Source organism: Massilia eurypsychrophila (genome assembly GCF_002760655.1).
In the GTDB taxonomy this organism is placed as follows: domain Bacteria; phylum Pseudomonadota; class Gammaproteobacteria; order Burkholderiales; family Burkholderiaceae_D; genus JAFCUW01.
In genome coordinates this window covers 63,597-81,938 of record NZ_PDOC01000006.1, presented here as the reverse complement: position 1 = coordinate 81,938, position 18,342 = coordinate 63,597, and the positions used below count along the sequence as shown (strand labels likewise).

Annotated in this window: 17 protein-coding genes; 2 read left to right on the top strand and 15 right to left on the bottom strand. The window is 62.9% G+C overall.

Going from position 1 to position 18,342, the window contains the following annotated elements; translation table 11 throughout:
- Positions 1 to 35 precede the first annotated feature (35 nt).
- Positions 36 to 356: a hypothetical protein gene (locus CR105_RS12100; RefSeq protein WP_099788710.1), complete on the top strand. Its 321-nt coding sequence runs from the start codon at positions 36 to 38 to the stop codon at positions 354 to 356.
- Positions 357 to 402: 46 nt separating this feature from the next.
- Here the strand turns inward: CR105_RS12100 and pdxR are convergent, their stop codons facing one another.
- On the bottom strand, positions 403 to 1,887 hold the full coding sequence (gene pdxR / locus CR105_RS12095) for a MocR-like pyridoxine biosynthesis transcription factor PdxR (protein ID WP_099788892.1): 1,485 nt from the start codon (positions 1,885 to 1,887) through the stop codon (positions 403 to 405).
- Between the two features lie 211 nt (positions 1,888 to 2,098).
- Here pdxR and CR105_RS12090 point away from each other — a divergent pair, with 211 nt between their 5' ends.
- Entirely contained in the window at positions 2,099 to 2,791 is a 693-nt protein-coding gene (locus tag CR105_RS12090; RefSeq protein WP_229413907.1) for a glutathione S-transferase family protein, read from the top strand.
- Between the two features lie 54 nt (positions 2,792 to 2,845).
- On the opposite strand, the gene CR105_RS12085 is transcribed toward CR105_RS12090, so the two are convergent.
- The 14 genes from CR105_RS12085 to CR105_RS12025 all read right to left on the bottom strand — a co-directional run bounded on the left by CR105_RS12085 (position 2,846) and on the right by CR105_RS12025 (position 18,199).
- Positions 2,846 to 3,106 carry a PAAR domain-containing protein gene (locus tag CR105_RS12085; RefSeq protein WP_099788709.1) on the bottom strand — a complete coding sequence of 87 codons (261 nt, stop codon included), beginning with the start codon at positions 3,104 to 3,106 and terminating at the stop codon, positions 2,846 to 2,848.
- A 101-nt stretch (positions 3,107 to 3,207) separates the two neighbouring features.
- A complete protein-coding gene (locus CR105_RS12080) occupies positions 3,208 to 4,479 on the bottom strand; it encodes a T6SS immunity protein Tli4 family protein (RefSeq protein ID WP_131021816.1) in 1,272 nt (423 codons plus the stop codon).
- A 107-nt stretch (positions 4,480 to 4,586) separates the two neighbouring features.
- On the bottom strand, positions 4,587 to 6,314 hold the full coding sequence (locus CR105_RS12075; RefSeq protein ID WP_099788707.1) for an esterase/lipase family protein: 1,728 nt from the start codon (positions 6,312 to 6,314) through the stop codon (positions 4,587 to 4,589).
- A 39-nt stretch (positions 6,315 to 6,353) separates the two neighbouring features.
- A complete protein-coding gene (locus tag CR105_RS12070) occupies positions 6,354 to 9,095 on the bottom strand; it encodes a type VI secretion system Vgr family protein (RefSeq protein WP_099788706.1) in 2,742 nt (913 codons plus the stop codon).
- A gap of 654 nt (positions 9,096 to 9,749) precedes the next feature.
- The gene (locus tag CR105_RS27785) at positions 9,750 to 9,995 is read right to left on the bottom strand and encodes a hypothetical protein (protein ID WP_131021817.1); all 246 of its coding nucleotides are present in this window, start codon (positions 9,993 to 9,995) and stop codon (positions 9,750 to 9,752) included.
- Positions 9,996 to 10,263: 268 nt separating this feature from the next.
- Positions 10,264 to 10,653 (bottom strand): monovalent cation/H(+) antiporter subunit G, encoded by a 390-nt coding sequence (mnhG, locus tag CR105_RS12065; protein ID WP_099788705.1) that lies wholly within the window; start codon positions 10,651 to 10,653, stop codon positions 10,264 to 10,266.
- Positions 10,650 to 10,928, bottom strand: coding sequence for a K+/H+ antiporter subunit F (locus tag CR105_RS12060; RefSeq protein WP_099788704.1), 279 nt, complete (start codon positions 10,926 to 10,928; stop codon positions 10,650 to 10,652). The genes mnhG and CR105_RS12060 overlap by 4 nt, the downstream gene beginning before the upstream one ends.
- On the bottom strand, positions 10,912 to 11,430 hold the full coding sequence (locus CR105_RS12055; protein WP_099788703.1) for a Na+/H+ antiporter subunit E: 519 nt from the start codon (positions 11,428 to 11,430) through the stop codon (positions 10,912 to 10,914). The genes CR105_RS12060 and CR105_RS12055 overlap by 17 nt, the downstream gene beginning before the upstream one ends.
- On the bottom strand, positions 11,427 to 13,052 hold the full coding sequence (locus CR105_RS12050; protein WP_099788702.1) for a monovalent cation/H+ antiporter subunit D: 1,626 nt from the start codon (positions 13,050 to 13,052) through the stop codon (positions 11,427 to 11,429). Before CR105_RS12050 ends, CR105_RS12055 begins: the two co-directional genes overlap by 4 nt.
- Complete coding sequence (locus tag CR105_RS12045) at positions 13,049 to 13,393, bottom strand: Na+/H+ antiporter subunit C (protein ID WP_099788701.1); 345 nt, start codon at positions 13,391 to 13,393, stop codon at positions 13,049 to 13,051. The genes CR105_RS12050 and CR105_RS12045 overlap by 4 nt, the downstream gene beginning before the upstream one ends.
- On the bottom strand, positions 13,393 to 16,296 hold the full coding sequence (locus CR105_RS12040) for a monovalent cation/H+ antiporter subunit A (protein ID WP_099788700.1): 2,904 nt from the start codon (positions 16,294 to 16,296) through the stop codon (positions 13,393 to 13,395). The genes CR105_RS12045 and CR105_RS12040 overlap by 1 nt, the downstream gene beginning before the upstream one ends.
- A 49-nt stretch (positions 16,297 to 16,345) precedes the next feature.
- Complete coding sequence (locus CR105_RS12035; RefSeq protein WP_131021854.1) at positions 16,346 to 17,227, bottom strand: universal stress protein; 882 nt, start codon at positions 17,225 to 17,227, stop codon at positions 16,346 to 16,348.
- Positions 17,228 to 17,318: 91 nt separating this feature from the next.
- Complete coding sequence (locus CR105_RS12030; protein WP_099788698.1) at positions 17,319 to 17,756, bottom strand: universal stress protein; 438 nt, start codon at positions 17,754 to 17,756, stop codon at positions 17,319 to 17,321.
- A gap of 125 nt (positions 17,757 to 17,881) precedes the next feature.
- Positions 17,882 to 18,199: a hypothetical protein gene (locus tag CR105_RS12025; protein ID WP_099788697.1), complete on the bottom strand. Its 318-nt coding sequence runs from the start codon at positions 18,197 to 18,199 to the stop codon at positions 17,882 to 17,884.
- Positions 18,200 to 18,342 lie beyond the last annotated feature (143 nt).

The following is an 18,342-nucleotide window of genomic DNA, read 5'->3' as shown; positions in this document are numbered from 1 at the left end:
TTCGTTATCATCAAGCCATCAACCGAGGAGCAATCATGACCATCAACAAAGACATCGAACTGGAAGGCCAGCCGCCGATCCCGACCCATCCGCCCGATCCGGCCGCCCGTGGCGACGCCGACAAGGTCGTCGGCCAGGAAGTGCTGACCACGCCCGATTACAACGCGCCGCCAATGGACGGGGCGATCAAGTCGACCGGCCCGGCGGTCGACCCTGGCGTCGGTGGCGCCCTGGGCCAGCCGCCGCCAGCCGCGCGCGACGCTGCCGATATTCCGGACGGCGGTAGTGACGCCGAGCTGGGCGAGGGCCAGGGCGGCGGCGACCAGATCTCCGACGAGATGAAGCCGCGGCATTAAGCGCCTTTTCCAGATTGGTGAAAAACCCGCATTCGTGCGGGTTTTTTTACGTCGGCGAAGCGCTCTCCTGGTCGCGCGCAGCCGCCGTGATGACCGCGGCCAGCGTCTTGACGGCGGCCTCCATGTGCGCCACGTCGACCTGCGCGTAACCGAGCATCAAACCGTTCCAGCCGTGTTTGCGCAGGCCCGACGCATGGGCGCTGAGCGCGCGCGCGACGATGCCGCGTTCCATCGCAGCCGCGGCGATGTCGGTGTCGACCAGGCGCGTATCGACGAACCGGAACGACAGGTGAATGCCGGCCGAGCTGCCGTGGATGACGATGTCGTCGCCCAGATGGCGCTGCAGCGCGTCGACCAGCGCGTCGCGGCGGCTGCGGTACAGCCGGCGCATGCGGCGCAGGTGCACGCCGAACTGCCCGCTGCGCAGAAAATCGGCCAGCGCCAGCTGGTCGGCGACGCGCCCGTGCGACGCCATGCGGGCGAGCACCGCGCCCAAAGGCGCCACCAGGTTTTCCGGCACCACCATGTAACCGGTGCGCAGCGCCGGGAACATCGTCTTGCTGAAGGTGCCCAGGTAGATCACCGGCGCGTCGCCCGCCAGGCCCTGCATCGCCGGCAGCGGCGGTCCTTCATGGCGGAACTCGCTGTCGTAGTCGTCCTCGATGATCAAGGCGCCGCACGCCTTGGCCTGCGCCAGCATCGCGAGTCGGCGCGGCATGTCGAGCACCGTGCCGGTCGGGTACTGATGCGACGGCGTGATGTAGATGAGCCGCGGCTTGTTCTTCGTCCACTCATTCGCGCCTGGATGGATGCCGTCTGCGTCGACATCGATGCCGACGGTGCGCAGCTGGGCCGACCGGAACGCCGCCACCGCGCCCAGATAGCCGGGGTTTTCAAGCCACGCGGTGTCGCCGGCGTCGGCGAAGGTGCGCGCGCAGATTTCCAGGCTTGCCTGCGTGCCGCTGGTGACGAACACCTGGCCGGCGTGGCAGCGCACCCCGCGCGAGGCGCCGAGATAGGCGCTGATTTCTTCGCGCAGGGCAGGGATGCCGGCCGTATCGGCATAGTTCAATTCGTCGCTGCCGAGCGAGCGCCAGGCGCGGTCCAGCGCGCGCCGCCACAGCGCCACCGGAAACGTATCGAGCGCCGGCACGCCGGGCGCAAATGCGCCCGTCCCCGAGTCGGCCGGCGTCATGGTGCGCACGCCCTGCATGCGGCGCGCGATGGCGCCGTTGGCAGGCGCGCCGACCGGCTTGCGCGGCGCCGGCAGCGCCAACGCGGCTACCAGCGTGCCGCGCGCAGTCGCGCGCACCAGGCCTTCGGTCGCGAGCTGATCGTAAGCATACAGCACCGTGTTGCGCGCGATGCCCAGCTCGGACGCCAGCGCGCGGCTGGCCAGCAGGCGGGTGCCGGCCGCCAGGCTGCCGCCAATGATGGCAGCGCGCAGGCAAGCGTGAATGACGCGCTGGCGCGGCCAGTCGGCCATTTCCTGCGTCTGCTCGAAGCTACTTAAAAGCACCTTGTAGTCCATCGCCGCGTCCATCGTGAAAGGGTTGGGTGGGCCGGAACGTCGGGCCCAAAAAGTGCCAAGTATAGGCCGTTTCAGTCGCTTCAGTGGTCCCAAGAAATCGCAACAGACTGGCGCTACCCTTGGGATAGCTTCTTTGATAAGCTGATCGCTTCTCGCTATTCTGATAGGTGCCATTCGTGATGAAGCAGATGTTTTCTCAGGACACGCCGCAATGACGGCGGGGCGGCCGCCGCGCCTGATCGGCATGCTTGACTCGCCCTACGTGCGCCGGGTCGCCATCGCGCTCGACCTACTGGGCGTACCGTTCGAGCACGAATCGCTGTCGGTGTTCAGTACCTTCGACCAGTTCCGCGCGATCAATCCGGTCGTCAAGGCGCCGACGCTGGTGTGCGCCGACGGCGCCATCCTGATGGATTCGTCGCTGATCCTGCAGTTCGTCGAGGCCGAGCATGGCCGTTCGCTGTGGCCCGCAGACCAGGATCAGCGCCGGCATGCATTCGAAGTCGTCGCGCTGGCGCTGGCGGCCTGCGAAAAGGGCGTGCAGATTGTGTATGAGCGCAGCCTGCGCCCGGCCGCAGCGCAACACGAGCCGTGGGTCGAACGGATCACATCACAAATGTTGGCAGCTTACGGCGCGCTGGAGCAGCAGGTGGCCCGCTCGCCGGCGCTGTTTGCCGACGCCGCGCAGCATCCAGCGATGACGGTCGCCGTGGTCTGGGGCTTCACGCAAGCGATGCTGGGTCAGCTTGTGCCGGCAGCCGATCACCCCGCGCTTACGGCGTTGGCTGCCCGGATCGAAGAGACGGCGCCTTTTCTGCAGTATCCGTCGATTGGGCCTGGGATTCCATCGCACGCCGGATCGTCGCAAACAAATTCAATCCGGATGAACCACACAACCTATTGAAACATCAAATTAGCTCGCCAGAGTCCCCGATTCTTTACCTCCCGCTGAGAGAACTTACTTTCTTTCAAAATTCTGGACGGTCGAAATCAGCGTGGCGCCGCAACTGGTCTTGTGCTCATCGTACGCAACGGCAACTCCATTGATGGTGTGATTGGGATCGCCCTCGGTAATGGTACCGATGCCATGTAGCGGACAGGTGCATTTATCCCCCACACCGGCCACAGCGATGCCACCAACTGTGAAGTGCGTAGCGGCGACGCTCATGACGTTACCGCCGTGGGTTGTGGGGTCGTTCAAACGGATGACGTTACGCATGATCTCTCGGGGATAGAATTGACACCGGTAACTCGGCGGAACCGCGTTGCAGATCGGGATGTCCCAGCACAGGTTTTATGGAGAATATTTGCGGTACTCCATTAGGCGATTTTTGGCGACGGGCTTGCCGGACTTCCTGCGTCAGCTTTCGGCGATGTTGCGTCGTCGTCGACATAATCGATCAACTTCCATACTGTCTCGATTTGGCGCCCGCGATTCCGAGTAAGTTTTTCCCACAATCCGCTCGCGCTGAGCTGCACGGCATGCGGCATCCGCTCCCCGGCTTTGATCAATCGTCGCAAGCCATCCTCGGTAGGTCTCGATCCTGAGCATTCCCACCACCCTGTTTCCGGACAGGTTCCGCCCGTCGGTACTGCGCTAGCAACGGGAACACGGACTCGCGATGGCGGTGTGGCATCGTTCGGCTGGCGCACCCGGATGCTAGTGATGAGCTTGTCCCATATCGCCAGTGCTTCCTCATCAGTGATGCTTGGCTTGAGCTTGGCCTTGCTGTCGTGCTTGACGCCCGAATCGAATTGTATTGTGAGCTGCGGCTGAAGGGGATCGTGCACCGCGCCCCTGCTATGGAAGCGAAAATCATGGGACTCCATGTCATCCTTGTAGGCTGGCGTACGTAAGGCTTGTTCCTCTCCTTTCCAGATACCTAACTGACGCTCGTGTTCACGCAGTATTTTGGTGCGTGCAAAGACGGCGCCCAAACCTGCTGCTTCAGCCATCTCCTTGGCTTCCTCGCGTAACGATTTCGGGCTACTACCCTCGGGTAAGTACTTCAGATTCTTATGTACATCTACCGAGAAATGCACGTCGGGAAATTCCTTCAGCCGGATCCCGATCGTTGCGCGCTCATATTCGGCCTGCAAAGGAACAAACCCTCCCTCAATACACACGCCAGGTTCTGGCGGCACTTCATCTTCCAGACGAAGGCGCAGCCGGCTTGCCACACTGTTGATTACGCCGACTATATCCTTCTCGGGTAGTGCTGCGACAGACTGGATGAACAGGTCCTTCCCGATCGGGAGGAATGAATAAACGGCGTACCCGACACCGTTTTTCGACCCAAATATGATCTTCTGACCGGGCCTAACGCCGTCGATTACCTTGCCGAACAAAGGTAGATCGGGAATATCAGTTTTAAGTAATAACTTTCGCTCCTCGTTCACTTCGGCCGACCGTGCAGCTAAATGCTCGGCTATCCGCTCACCTTGTCCTTTTAAATATTCGATTGTCGTTTCCACTTCAGATGGGCCGTACACAATAGCGGCCGTCGCGGGAATCTGTATCAGAAAACGACCAAAACATATGGTTCGCGTTTTTTCGAACAATGGCTGTAGGCGGGGGGATAATGTAGTCATGAGGTTCCTCGACGATGTTTTGGGCCCGGGTTGGCACCCTGTGAGAAGTTTGAAAGACATGCATACCGCTAGGAATGCGGCCGGTATGGAGCGATGAAAGGCTCCCATCATTTCGACCATTTCATTGTTGAGGCAATCCGGAACAAACTGTAGAGTGTGGAAGCAAGCACCGCTGAATCGCTATAACTTCCTTGGTGCTCGTAGCCAGTCTGGCGGAAGATCCCCTTAAATTTCCCGCTTCGTAGCTGCGCGTCCGCTGAATGTAGCGGAACGGTCTGATCGCCAGGTTCGGCGGGATCGAGTAATTTGACATTGAACGGTTTCACCGCATTATCTTTTCCGCTCGCGAGACTGGCATTGGTTACCTGTAACGTCCCTTTCGCATCGTCGCCAACGATTGTAAGCAGATTAACGTTTTGCACGTTTGCATGCTGGTCAATTTCCCACACGACCTTTTCCCACGCTGGGCCTGCTCTGTCGGCGCCATAGTGCGCATAGCTTTGGTCGTGATAAGTATCCGCGATCATATTATGGAATTTTTTTGCCCTGTCCAGCAACTTGCATGTAGCGTCGAAACCGGATGATGGCATGTTTGCTGGATTGATCCATTCTTCGCGCAGCAAGCCAAACCATCTATCACGGACTTTGTATATCTCCTCGTACGGATCGCCATTTTCGGGAAGGCTTTTAAGCGTAGCCCCGTTGTGCTTGACCTGAAGCCAGTGATTACCGTAGGCCTGACTTGGCAGCAACTCTAACCCCCCTTGGGAATTGCCAAGCACCGGGGTAACATGGGATCCGATATAGCCAAGAACTTTTGCGCTGACCCCACTGCCTTCGAATCCGCAGCGCACGCGCTTGTAGGCGGTACCCGCGCCAATCGCCGGCATCACGCCGTGCACCACGCCAAGCACATGTTCGTTTAATCCGCCGATGTCAGGATGGATTACCGCCCGTGCTACCAGTCCCCCCATAGAATGGGTGACCAAAATGACCTTCTCGCACTGAAAACCCTGATCCTCGTAGCGCTTCATGAGCTTCCGGATACGCTCGGCGATCATAAGGCCGGACCGGGCATTCCCTTTCAGCCAGTTGTAGCCCATCGCGTGGACGGGAAACCAGGAGCCCTTGACGGTGTCACGCATCGTTTGCTCGTCGAGTTTTTTTAAGAGTGGCGTGGGATGAGCCTGCCATGCGGAGGGCGCGATGCCTAATATGAACTTCGCTAGGTAGGTGGCCATGGTACCTTTGGAAAAAGCCGCATTGAGGTGAAGTTCGCACAACCACAATATATTTTCATAGCTGCTGAAGTAGACTTCCCCCCAGCCGCGTTCGCGCGCCTTTTCTTCTCTGGTTTTGGGGTTCTTGGTGCCCGGCAAATCGTTTTGGAGCATGGGTCCGTCCAAGTGGGAGAAAGAGACGTAGTTGCCGGCTACCCGAACTTCACTGCTCCGCTGATCTGCGGTCTCCGTTGCATCTCCCGTTGAATTCGCGATAGGGTCATAGATATCGAGTTCGGTGGCATCAGGGTCCAGGCGCTGCTGCCGCTCCCGAGCGCTTTCTTTGCGCTGAGGGATAGTTACGCTGAGGTGATCCGGTCGCCAGGCAATATTATTTTTTTTGTTCAAATCCCTTTGGCGTGCAGCGCTCATTCGTAAATTCGATCCCATGATGCCGGGTATGAAAATGATCGGCAGAACACGTTTGGGTGGAATGCTGTGAATCTGGGGAATACGATCCTGCTTGGGCGTAACAAAACCCTGCGCGACGGCACCTTTTTTTTGCTCGTGGTTGACTGGCAGTCGATACCCTGTCAGCGTGTTGTCCTCTGCCATTGGATCCCCCTTCTTAAATGTTGAGAGTTCGAAGCGGAATCAGTCGTAGATCGCTTCAATGGTGAAGTGACCAAAGGGAATGGTTGATCTAAAGGTTTGCGTCATCCCCTTGTCATCGGTCATGCCTTCCATAATCTGGCCGTCTTCCATGGTTGCCCTGTACCGTTGATTGGCGAGTGGTTCGCCTGTGCTCAGGTCGACAATTCGTACTTGCTGATCATGGTCAATTGAGCTTGTGGGCATTTGCCTCGTGGTCGCGGCGCTGTCGCCCGCGCCGGGGAATTCCGTTTTGGCGGACCTGACGACATAACTGCCCGTGCAATGATGTGTGATGACGCCAGTGCCATACGTCGCTTGTGCACCCTTGGTGACAATGGTTACTTTGGGTGCTTGCATGATGATTTCTTCGGATGCGACTAGCACAATACGTTTGGCGGACGTAATTTCGACGTCATCGTCGTGTGCCTCGACCTGGACTTTCCCGCTGGCGCTAACGAGCTTGACACCGAGCGTGTGTGCAAACAGACTGATACCTTGCAGGGCATGCAAGATCAGTTTTCGCCCGGCCGAAACCTGCGTATTGCCGACACTGACCAGGTCGACATGGGTCTGCGCGCCCATTGAAATGCCAGCACCACTTCCCAGAAGCATTCCACTCCGCGCCTCGAGCGCGACGATCGGCGCACCGCCGCCTGTATCCGCACCCGAATCCATATTGCTGCCATGCTCCCATTGCTTCAGGTAAGCCGATACCTGTGAAAGCGCCTCAGTGTCGACCTCACCCGCAGCGTGCGTTTCCGCCAGATCCGCAATCTGCTTTTGTAAATGAATAAGCGCTTCCGACAAACCAATCAGGCCGTCGCGTTCGAGCTGGCGACCCGCGGCACGCAATGACGCATCCGCGCTGATGAGGACACCTCGCCCCCCTCGCAGCGACAAGGCAGCGTCGGTACGCAACTCAGCACCTTCGCCCCGCGGATCGGCCTTCCCTTCATGGCGCGGATGGGTCAGATACCCTAGGTTGAGCTGGCTATGACCGTGTTCACTCCCTAGTTGGGCGCTGATCTGTCCCGGCGTGTCATCCAATCGAAGCTGGTTCCGACGTCGTGCCTGAGCCTCCTTGCTGACAATGCCGGAGAGATGTTTATCACCGGGAAGGCGGCTCGTATGGCTAAAGGCCGGCGGCGGCGTACGGGCGCCATGCACGCTGCCAATGATCAATGGCTTGTCCGGGTCGCCTCCAAGAAAGACGACGGCGACTTCGTCGCCCACACGTGGTAACGAGATTGCGCCGAATCTGTTGCCCGCCCAGCCGGTAACATACCGTAACCACGCGGAGTCGCGATCAGTGTCCGAGGCCCCCGCGCCTTGCGCATGCTCGTGGTCTTCGGATCGACACGCAGGAAAGCGAACCTTTATGCGACCGTGCTCATCGCAATGGATTTCGTCATTTTCCGGTCCGACCACGATCGCGGTTTGTGGTTCGGTGCGTGGCAAATCGATACGTGGGTCGTAAGCGGGTACGATGGGGATGCCACGCCGAACGCAAGTGAAGCGGTTGGTGTAGCGCATACGGCGCTCGTCACTGGCCTTCAGGAAGGCGGCGCGATCATCGTTCCAACGGTTTAGCGCAAAGAGGGTACACGCGCGTTCGTCAATCGTCTTCGGGAGGTTATTTTCGGCTTCAACGCGTAGCTCCGTGCAGATGAAATTTCGATCTTCAATGGGGTGAACGTCGATCTCCGGATGACCGTTAAGGCGCCGCCATTGACCAACGCGCATATCTCGGTCGCCGCCTTCGCCTTGAAAATATTTTGCCTCATACTCCCTTCGTTGCATGCGCAACACGGTTAGCGTGCGGAAGTCCTTGGAATCATCACCAGCGTGGGGCGAATCCACGAGGTAATCGTCTATAGCGGCAGCGAATGAATTACCCGATGCGCCTTGATCATTGAGGCTGACCGCGCTACAACTCATCGGCCAAGTTTCCTTATAATCCCAACTGTGGCGGTTCACGCGGCCAGCAGTTAAGGTCCGCACCGCATGCCATGCCGTGATACTGTCACGTTGCTCGGTACCGTGGTCGCGATGGTAACGTGCCGCCCCCGCCGGATTTTCCTTTAGCGACATGGCGTCATCAAAAAGTACCAGCGTGTGCCCCGCCGTCTCGTCGCTACCCGACTTGGTCGCGGCGTCAGCCTGTATGAACCAACTGATACCCCGCCGTTTCCAAATGCGTCGAAGGAACGCCGCGTTCGATTCGTTGAACTGCATCGTGAAATCACGCGGTGGATAGGATTTCAGGCTTCCCAGGTCAACGCGAAATGTCCGCAGCGCCACTGGATTGGCGAAGATCCACTCGCGCAAAATGATGTTGGTTATATCGATTTCGCTTCCATCCCGGAACACGCGGGTATTGCAGGTTTGCTCCAAGAGCGAGAACGCATCGCGAACAATTAGTTGGTAGGTCGCCAATCCACCATCACTCTGTCCTTCAACAACGGCTGCGACGATGCCGGACACAGATCGCAAGTTGCCGGAATCGGTCACGAACTGTAATTCGATGGGGTTAGCGATGAATTGTTTGAGTTCCATGCCCGCCCGATTGGAGAGGCACAGCAAGGAATATTCGACACCGCCGCATATCTTTTCGACACCGCTCACGTACTTGACCAACAATAAGTCATCGACCGTGCCACTGGGGGTTGACAACCGCAGTCGGATAGGACGGTTAGCGTCCGTCAGGTCAAAATCGCCAAACCGGTGCTTGAGCAGACTCATGTCTCTCACTCCATAGTTATTGCTCGCTGCGAGGGCAAACCGTCGCCGGGATCCGTTGCTAGGTCAGTTCCTGATTCCATAGGCGAAAGCGCTTCCGGATCGTGCGCTGTCGACGGGGTTGATATTTGCATTCCCCATAGCGGACTGAAAGATTGCGGAGCGGCTACGTTACCTTGGCGATATCTGGTGCGGCTTGATCTGTATCAATTCGTTTCCTTTGTCAAGTAGGGCTGAACGATGGTGGGGCGATTGATGCGCGCAGATCGCCGTCAATCGCCCAGTAGCAGTTTCCCAGAGGAAGTTGTCAAGAAAGCGGAGGGCTGGAACATCTTCACGTTCAGCAGCATGCCCGTAAACGATGTGAACGAGGTCGCCGCGCCTTGGTGAACTGTACTGTCAATAGCAGACACTGTTGTTTCAAAGCGCCTCGACTTTGCAGCGTTAACGGCATTGAAAACCGTTTCCATTTTACGAATTCGCTCGCGGCTAAGACCGTCGGCGCGTCCTGCCGTGCTTGCCTCGTTCCATCGCGGCCGCCGCGATGTGGGTGCCGCCCAGGCGCGCATCGACGGATCCGGAACGACAGGTCAATGCCGGCCGAGCTCGCGCGTACGGCGCAGGTGCACGCGACCTGCTCCGTCCGTAAAAAATCGACTAGCGCCAGCTGGTCGCGACGCGCATCTGCGACGCCATCCGGGCGAGCACCGCGCCTAAAGGCGCCGTCAGATTTTCCGGCACTATCATTTGTCCCGTGCGCAGCGCCGGAAGCATCGTCTTGCTGAAGGTGCCGAGGTAGATCACCGGCGCGTCGCCCGCCAAGCCCTGCATCGCGGGCAGCGGCGGTCCTTCATGGCGAAAACTTGCTGTCGTAGTCGTCCTCCGATGATCAAGGCGCCGCATGCCTTGGCGTGCGCGAGCATGCCAAGGCGGCGAGGCACTTCCAGCATAGTGCCGGTCGGGTACTGATGCGGCGGCATGATGTAGATGACGGCCGCGGTGGTCTGGGGCTGGCTTTACCGGGGCGATGCTTGCCCATCTCGTCCCGGCGGCAAACTATCCGGCCCTTTCCGCTTTGGCGGCGCGCTTGGAGCAGACGGCGCCTTTCCTCAAGTATCCGTCGGCCGGGCCGGGAGTGCCTTCGCACGGTGCACCGGCGACCGCCTAGCGGTCACTCGCCCGGTTCCCGCGGCGGGTCGGCCGGGCCGTAAACGTCACCGGCGGCGACGCCGCTATCGTGCCGGCGCGCGCGCAGGTCGCGATATACCGCGGCGCGCATGATCGTCATCGTCACGACCGGCGCCGTCATCAGCAGGAATACCGAAATGATGATCTCGTGGATGACCAGGCGTGACTGCGCCACGGTGAAATACAGCATCGACGCCATCAAGAGGCAGCCGGCGCCGAGCGTGACGATGATGGCCGGTCCGTGGATGCGCTGGTAGAAAGACGGCAGGCGCAGCAGGCCGAGCGCGCCGATCAACACGATGCTGGCGCCGACGATCAGCAGCAGCGACACGCCCGCCGCCGCCCACCCTGGCAATTGCGCGAGGCCGTTCATTCGATGATCTCCCCGCGCATCAGGAATTTCGCCATCGCGATCGTCGACACAAAGCCGACCAGCGCGATCAGGATCGCCACTTCAAAATACACCTGGGTGCCGAAGCGCAGGCCAAGCACCACCGCCAGCAACATGCCGCACATCCACAGCGTGTCGAGCGCCAGCACGCGGTCGTTGGCCGAGGGGCCGACCATTAGCCGGATCGCGCAAAACACCATCGCCACCAGCATGCACGCCAGCGCGTAGCCGATCGCTACTTCAAGCAGGGTTTCCATTGTTCTTCTCCGTTTCAAAAATCTCGATCAGCGGCTGCTCGTAGCGCCGCTGGATGGTGTCGATCCACCACTGCGCGTCGTGCAGGTCGAACACATGCAGCGACAGCTCGTGCCGCTCGGGCAGCAGCTCGACCCACACCGTGCCCGGCGTCATGTTGATGAGGCAGGACAGCATCGCCAGGCCGTAGGGATCGCGGATCGTCAGCGGCACGAGGATGAACTGCGAGCGGATGGCGGGGTACTTCGAGAACAGGATCAGGCGGCACACGTTGAAGCACGAGCGCACGACTTCCACCGTTGCCGTCGCCATCAGGCGCACGAACGTCAGCGGCGCGCGCATGCGCGGATAGCCGAACGGCTGCAGCCGGCGCCCCAGCAGCGGAATCGCCACGCCCAGCACGGCGCCGAACAGCACGTCGGCGGCGCCGAGCGACTGGTTCAGCATCAGCCACAGGGCGCACAGCGCCAGCGACACGACCGGGAACGGCAGCACGCGTGTCATGGCGCCTCCTTGCCGCTGGCGGGGCCCGGCAGCGCCGGCGTCGTCAGCACGCGCTCGACGTACAGGCCGGGGCGGTGGATGTCGGCGCTGATGCGCGCCAGGTAGGCGTACACCGGCTGCGCCTCGACGGTGAGCGCCACCGACAGCACCAGCAGCGCCGCGACCGGCACCACTTCCGCGGCGTGCAGGCGCGGCGGCAGCATCGCGCCGCCCGCCCAGAACGTGCGCACGCCAAAGCGCAGCAGGGTGATGATGGCGATCAGGCCTGACGTAAACACCAGCGCCATGATGGCCCATCCGGCGGGGCCGATCGCCGCCGCGCCGGCGCCAGGATTAAGCAGCGCATGGAACATGCCGAACTTGGCGACGAAGCCCGACAGCGGCGGCAGCCCGGCGATCATCAGCGCGCAGGCGGCAAACGCCAGCGACAGGAAGGCCGTCGCCGCCGGCACGCCGCTGCCTTTCGGTTCGGCCGGCGAATCCTCGACGGCGTACGCTTCCATCGTCAGCGCCAGCAGCGCGGCGCCCGGCGTGCGCATGCGGTCGATCAGTTCGATCAGCAGCACGAAAGCGGCAATTGCGATGGTCGACGCGATGAAGTAGTACAGAGCGGCCGTCACGAGCTGCGGCTGGCCGTAGCCGATCACCGCCAGCAGCGTGCCGGACGAGACGATCGCCGCATAGCCGGCGATGCGCCCGGTCGTGTCGGTGGCCAGCATGCCGGCCGCGCCGAACACGATGGTCGCCATGCCGCCCCACATCAGCGCATCGTAGCCGAAGCGCGCCACGGCGCCGGCGCCGTCGGCGAACACCAGCAGCCAGATACGCAGCACGACATAGGCGCCCACTTTGGTCATCAGCACCAGCATGATGGCCACCGGCGGCGACGCGGCGGCGTAGGTGGTCGGCAGCCAGAACCCGAGCGGCCACATGGCTCCCTTGACCAGGAAGGCGAGCGCCATGACGGCCACGCCGGCCTTGAACAGGCCGAGGTACGGCGCCTGCAATGCCGCCGCCTGCCTGGCCAGGTCGGCCATGTTGAGCGTGCCGGTGGTGGCGTAGATCAGCGCGATCCCGATCAGGAACAGCAGCGCCGCCACCAGGTTAACGGCGATGTACTGCATGCTGGCGCGCAGCCGAGCCGCGTTGTAGCCATGCAGGACCAGGCCGTAGGAGGCGGCCAGCATCAGCTCGAAGAAGACGAACAGGTTGAAGATGTCGTGGGTCAGGAAGGCGCCGTTTATCCCCATCAGCAGAAACTGGAACAGCGAGTGGAAGTGCACGCTGATCCGGCTCCAGCGCGGCTGCGCGTAGTGCAGCGCGGCCAGCGCCAGCAGCGCCGTCAGCACCAGCATCAGCGCCGACAGCCGGTCCGCCACCAGCGTGATGCCGAACGGCGCGGCCCAGTTGGCGGCGAAGTAGACGCCGACCCCGCCCGGCCAGCTGCCGTCGGCCAGCACCATCAGCGCCAGCGCATTGGCCAGCAGCGCCAGCGCCGAGCCATAGCCGAGCGCGAACTTGAGGTTGTGGCGCCCTTCGGTGAACGGCGCCATGACGGCGCCGGCCACCAGCGGCAGCAGTACCGGCAGCACGATCAGGTGGTCGGTCCAGGCGAGAGTCATTCTTCGGGCTCCTCGCCGTCGACGTGGTCGGTGCCGGTCAGCCCTCGCGCGCCGATCATCACCACCAGGTACAGCGCGGTGGTGGCAAAGCCGATCACGATCGCCGTCAGCACCAGCGCCTGCGGCACCGGGTCGGCCAGCGCCGCCGGGTTGGCGACAGTGCCGGCCGGCGTGAGCGGCGGCTTGTTCACCGTCAGCCGTCCCATGACGAAGATGAACAGGTTGACGGCGTACGACATCAGCATCAGGCCAGTGAGCACCTGGAAGCTGCGCGGGCGCAGCACCAGCCAGATGCCGGAGCCGAAGACGATGCCGATGGCGAGCGAAATGACGGTTTCCATTAGCCGATCTCCTTGGCGGGTGGGACGACGATGCGGGCCGCATCGAGCGGAATGCGGCGGCTGCGCAGCGACAGGTGGGCCAGCGCGACCAGGATCAGCATCGTGGTGCCGACGACGACGAGGAACACGCCGAAGTCGAACACGAATGCTGACGGCAGGTGCAGCTCGCCCAGCAGCGGCAGCGTGACGTGGGCGGTGTGGCTGGTCAGGAAGGGGTAGCCGAGCAGCCAGGCGCCCGCGCCAGTGCCGCACGCGGTCAGCAGGCCCCAGCCGATCCAGCGGTGCGGCCGCAGGCGCAGGTGCGACTCGACCCACTCGGTGCCGGCCACCATGTACTGCACGATCAGCGCGGTGGCGAAGATCAGGCCGGCGACGAAGCCGCCGCCCGGCAGGTTATGCCCGCGCATGAAGAAGTAGACGGCGATCACGCCCATCACCGGCAGCAGGAAGCGCAGGTACACCGCCTGCACCATCAGGTAGCCGTCGCGCGCCTGCTGCCCCGCCTTCTGGCCGATCGCCGGGTCGACGTCGCTGGCCTGTTGCATCGGGATGGCGATGCTCTCGGGCGCCGGCCGGAAGCGGCGCAGCAGCGCATACACCGTCAGCGCGACGGCCGACAGCACGGTGATTTCGCCCATCGTATCGAAACCGCGGAAGTCCACCAGCAGCACGTTGACGACATTCGCGCCGCCGCCTTCGGTGAGCGCGCGCAGCACGAAAAAATCGCGGATGCTCGGCACCGCCGGCTGGGTCAGCACCGCATAGCTGGCCGCCGCCAGCGCAGTGCCGCCGGCGGCCGCGACCAGACCGTCGCGCGCGCGGCGCCGCCAGGTCGCGCGCGGGATGCCGGCGGCCAGGTGCGCCGGGCGCAAGCGCGGCGGCAGCCAGCGCAGGCCGAGCAGGATCAGCACCGTCGTCACCGTCTCGACCATCAGCTGGGTCAGCGCCAGGTCGGGCGCCGACAGCCACAGGAACGTCACGCTGGTGACCAGGCCCGTGCCGCCGACCAGCGCCAGCGCCGCCAGCCGGTGGTACTTGGCCTTCCACGCGGCGGCCACGGCGCAGCCGGCGCCGATCAGCCACAGCAGCGCGAACAGCGGGTCGGCGCCGGCCAGGTTCGGTGCCGCGAACGCCTGCCACGGCTGGGCGACGATCAGCGGCACCGCCACCATTGCGGCCACCAGCACCAGCAGCTGCGGCTGCAGGCGCCGCGTGCCGGTCCAGCGCAGCAGCCAAGCGGCCCCTTGCGACAGCCCCAGCAACGTGCTTTCGTAAAACTGCGCGCCTTTGACCCGATGCAGCACCGGCACCCGATCACGCTGCGCCAGACCGAAGCGGTTGCGCAGCAGCAGGTAGGCCAGCGCGCCGCCGCCCAGCGCCACCGCGCTCATCAGCAGCGGCAGGTTGACGCCATGCCATATCGCCAGGCTGAACTCGGGGATGGTCGGGCCCAGCACCGCGTGCGCCGCCACGGCCAGCACGGCGCCGACGGCGCGCTCGGGCATGACGCCGACGGCGATGCACAGCAGCACCAGGAACTCGATCGGCACCCGCATCCAGCGCGGCGGCTCGTGCGGCTCCGACGGCAAGCTGGTCGCCAGCGGCCCGAAAAACACGCTGATGAAGCGCAAGGAATACACCACGCTGAACAAGCCCATCATCAGGGCGGCCACCGACATCCACCAGTTCTCGGTGCCGCCGACGAGCATTGTCTCGGCAAAAAACATTTCCTTCGACAGGAATCCGTTCATCAGCGGCACGCCGGCCATCGCGGCGCTGGCGACGATTGCCAGCGCCGCGGTATGCGGCATGGCGTGGCGCAGGCCGCGCAGCTGGCGCATGTCGCGCGTGCCGGCCTCGTGGTCGACGATGCCGACCGCCATGAACAGCGACGCCTTGAACAGCGCGTGGTTCATCGTGTGGAAAATCGCGGCGACCACCGACAGCTGCGTGCCGATACTGAGCAGCACGACGATCAGGCCAAGATGGCTGATGGTCGAATACGCCAGCAAGCCCTTCATGTCGTTCTGGAAGATGGCGTAAAACGAGCCCAGCAGCAGGGTGCAGACGCCGGCCGTGCCGAGCAGCCACGTCCATTCCTCGGTGCCTGCGAGCACCGGCCACAGCCGGATCAGCAGGAACACGCCGGCCTTGACCATCGTCGCCGAATGCAGATACGCCGACACCGGTGTGGGCGCCGCCATCGCGTGTGGCAGCCAGAAGTGGAACGGGAACTGCGCGCTTTTCGTCATCGCGCCGAGCACGACCAGCACCAGCACCGCGCCGTACCACTCGTGCGCGCGGATCGCTTCGCCGGCCGCGAGCACCGTCTTGAGATCGTAGCTGCCGACAATATGGCCGAGCAGCAGCACGCCGGCCAGCAGGCACAGGCCGCCGATGGCGGTGACGGTGAACGCCATGCGGGCGCCGCGCCGGGCGTCGTTGCGCTCCTGCCAGTAGCCGATCAGGAGAAAAGAGGTGACGCTGGTCAGTTCCCAGAACACCACCAGCTGGATCAGGTTGCCCGACAGGACGACGCCCAGCATCGAGCCCATGAACGCCAGCATGTACGCATAAAAGCGCGGCACGGGGTCGCGCCGCGACATGTAGTAGCGCGCATACAGCAGCACCAGCATGCCGATGCCCAGCACCATCACGGTGAACACCCACGCCAGGCCGTCCATGCGCAGCACGAGGTCGACGCCGAACATCGGCAGCCAGGCGAAGCGCGCCTGCGGCACGGTGCCGGCGGCGATCGTGTCGAACTGGGCGATGGCAAGCATCAGCGCCACCAGCGTGGCGCCGCCGGCAATGAGCGCCGGGCGGTCGCGCGACTGGCCGGGCATGCAGGCGGCCGCCAGCGCCGCGATGAACGGCAGCAGCAACAGCAGCAACAGCAGCATCGTCAGCCCCTTTCGGCAAGGGTGACGCGAGTTGGGGCGCGCCGGCCCGTCATGCGCTACCCGACGCTGCGCGCACCAGCAAGGTATCGCACGGCAGGCGCCGCAGCAGCTCGTCGCTGTAGCTGCCGGTGAACACACGTGCCAGGGCCGAGATCGGATGTACGCCCAGCACCACCAGCTCGGTTGCCGCAGCGGCAACATAGCCGGCGATTGCGTCCGGCACGTCACCGTGGCCGATGACGATGTCGATCCGCGCGCGCGCGTCGTCGGGCAGGGCGCAGCGATCGAGGAAGCCTTCGCTGTCCAGCTGTGCCTGGTGCATGGCGCCGGCGTACGCTGCGGGCGGCCCTGCCGGGCTCACTTCCAGCACGTGCATCAGCGTGATCAGGCGTCCGGGGAACAGTGCGATGGCCGAGTCCAGTGCGCGGCGAGCGGCGTCGCCGAAGTCGTTCGCCACCAGGATCCGCGCGTAGCTGCCGCGGGTGCGCTGGCGCACGACCAGCAACGGCTGCGCCAGTTCCTGCGCCAGGCGCGTTGCCGTCGAGCCGAGGAACAGCTGCTGAAAACCGCCGTCGCGCGAGGCGCCGATGATGACGACGGGGTCGGTCAGCGCGGTGGCCGCCTGGACGATGCCGTCGGTGACGTCGCCGCGCACCACCTGCAGCGTCGCCGCCACGCCGGTGCCGGCGAACTCGGCGGCCACCTCGTTGCGCGCGGCCTGCTCGAATGCGTGCACCGGATCGCTGCCGTCGAGCCAGGACGACACTTCCTCGGGCGTGCCAGGCCCGTCGCGCACCATCACGATGGTCAGGCTGGCCTGCCATTCGGCGGCAAGCTGCTTGGCGCGGTCAAGTGGGCGGTCGCAGCGCGTGCACAGGTCGGTTGCCAGCAGCAAGCGCTGCGGCGCCGGGCTATCGGTATGGTCGGTCACGCGTTTATCCTCCACGGTTCGAGATACGGCATTTTGGTTACTGTACCGGTTCCGCTCGAAACGGGACGCCAGGTGCGCCGGCGTGAGACCGTCACGGCAACACCAGCACGGGCACCTTCGACGCCTCGATCACTTCCTGCGTGCAGCTTGTGGTGAACAAGGTGTCAACCACGCCCATCTTGCCGCGCGTGGCCATGACGATCAGGTCGCAGCCGCGCTGCTCGGCCGTGTGCAGGATCTCGGCGCTGGGCAGTGCCGACAGCGCCACCAGGTCGTAGCAGACGACGCCGGCTTGCACAACCGCGGCGCGCGCCTTGTCGACCTCGCGCCTGGCGCTGGTGAGGTGGTCGTCCTCGACCTGGTTTCCTGCGGCGATGGCGTCCGCATCGGACGCGCGGTACAGGCGCGGCTCGGCGATTGAAAGGACGGCGACGGTGGCGTTAGACAGCTTCGCCAGGTTGATAATGGTTTGCATCGGCGTGAACGACAGCGGCGTGCCGTCCACCGGCCACAATATTGAGCTGAACATTTTCTTCTCCAGTTTCTATGAGCGCGGGCGCGACGCCCGGCAACAGACGTGAAATGCGCGAACACATTGCAGGACACTAGCAGGACCGGGAAAATTCCCGTCTTGCGGATAGAGATCGTGAACGTTCAGCCGCGGGGAGGCGGTTGGATCTTGGGAAGATGGATTGACAGCACAACCGCGTCGCCGAGGGGGCAGTAGGGCGCGCTGAAGATGGACTTCGGAATGGACAACTCGGCGGGGAGATAGTCCGACAATGCTTCGATTGCCGGCGACGACACTTCTACCTCGTCGGCAACTGCGTCGAGCTGCTGCGCGAGGTCAGCGGCAGCAGCTGCGTGGTGCTGCTCAACCTTCGCGGCAGCCGGCAGCATCTCACCAACAGCCACAGCAGCGGCCTGTAGGGAGAAGATAGCGAGCAGGAAGGCGATGAGCAGGTTTTTCATGAGTATTGCAGGTACTCACTAGCGGACGTAAAGGTGATTATACAGTTTCGAGATCTCAACGATTGCCCCTTCGAGCGCCGGATGACCCGGCGATTTTGCATGTAAATTGCGTGCTTGACAATGAATTGGGAACGAGAATAAAT

Coding starts and splice junctions, on each gene's coding strand:
- CR105_RS12100 (WP_099788710.1), top strand. CDS start 36: ATGACCATCAACAAAGACATCGAACTGGAAGGCCAGCCGCCGATCCCG.
- pdxR (WP_099788892.1), bottom strand. CDS start 1,887: ATGGACTACAAGGTGCTTTTAAGTAGCTTCGAGCAGACGCAGGAAATG.
- CR105_RS12090 (WP_229413907.1), top strand. CDS start 2,099: ATGACGGCGGGGCGGCCGCCGCGCCTGATCGGCATGCTTGACTCGCCC.
- CR105_RS12085 (WP_099788709.1), bottom strand. CDS start 3,106: ATGCGTAACGTCATCCGTTTGAACGACCCCACAACCCACGGCGGTAAC.
- CR105_RS12080 (WP_131021816.1), bottom strand. CDS start 4,479: ATGACTACATTATCCCCCCGCCTACAGCCATTGTTCGAAAAAACGCGA.
- CR105_RS12075 (WP_099788707.1), bottom strand. CDS start 6,314: ATGGCAGAGGACAACACGCTGACAGGGTATCGACTGCCAGTCAACCAC.
- CR105_RS12070 (WP_099788706.1), bottom strand. CDS start 9,095: ATGAGTCTGCTCAAGCACCGGTTTGGCGATTTTGACCTGACGGACGCT.
- CR105_RS27785 (WP_131021817.1), bottom strand. CDS start 9,995: ATGCGGCGCCTTGATCATCGGAGGACGACTACGACAGCAAGTTTTCGC.
- mnhG (WP_099788705.1), bottom strand. CDS start 10,653: ATGAACGGCCTCGCGCAATTGCCAGGGTGGGCGGCGGCGGGCGTGTCG.
- CR105_RS12060 (WP_099788704.1), bottom strand. CDS start 10,928: ATGGAAACCCTGCTTGAAGTAGCGATCGGCTACGCGCTGGCGTGCATG.
- CR105_RS12055 (WP_099788703.1), bottom strand. CDS start 11,430: ATGACACGCGTGCTGCCGTTCCCGGTCGTGTCGCTGGCGCTGTGCGCC.
- CR105_RS12050 (WP_099788702.1), bottom strand. CDS start 13,052: ATGACTCTCGCCTGGACCGACCACCTGATCGTGCTGCCGGTACTGCTG.
- CR105_RS12045 (WP_099788701.1), bottom strand. CDS start 13,393: ATGGAAACCGTCATTTCGCTCGCCATCGGCATCGTCTTCGGCTCCGGC.
- CR105_RS12040 (WP_099788700.1), bottom strand. CDS start 16,296: ATGCTGCTGTTGCTGCTGTTGCTGCTGCCGTTCATCGCGGCGCTGGCG.
- CR105_RS12030 (WP_099788698.1), bottom strand. CDS start 17,756: ATGTTCAGCTCAATATTGTGGCCGGTGGACGGCACGCCGCTGTCGTTC.
- CR105_RS12025 (WP_099788697.1), bottom strand. CDS start 18,199: ATGAAAAACCTGCTCATCGCCTTCCTGCTCGCTATCTTCTCCCTACAG.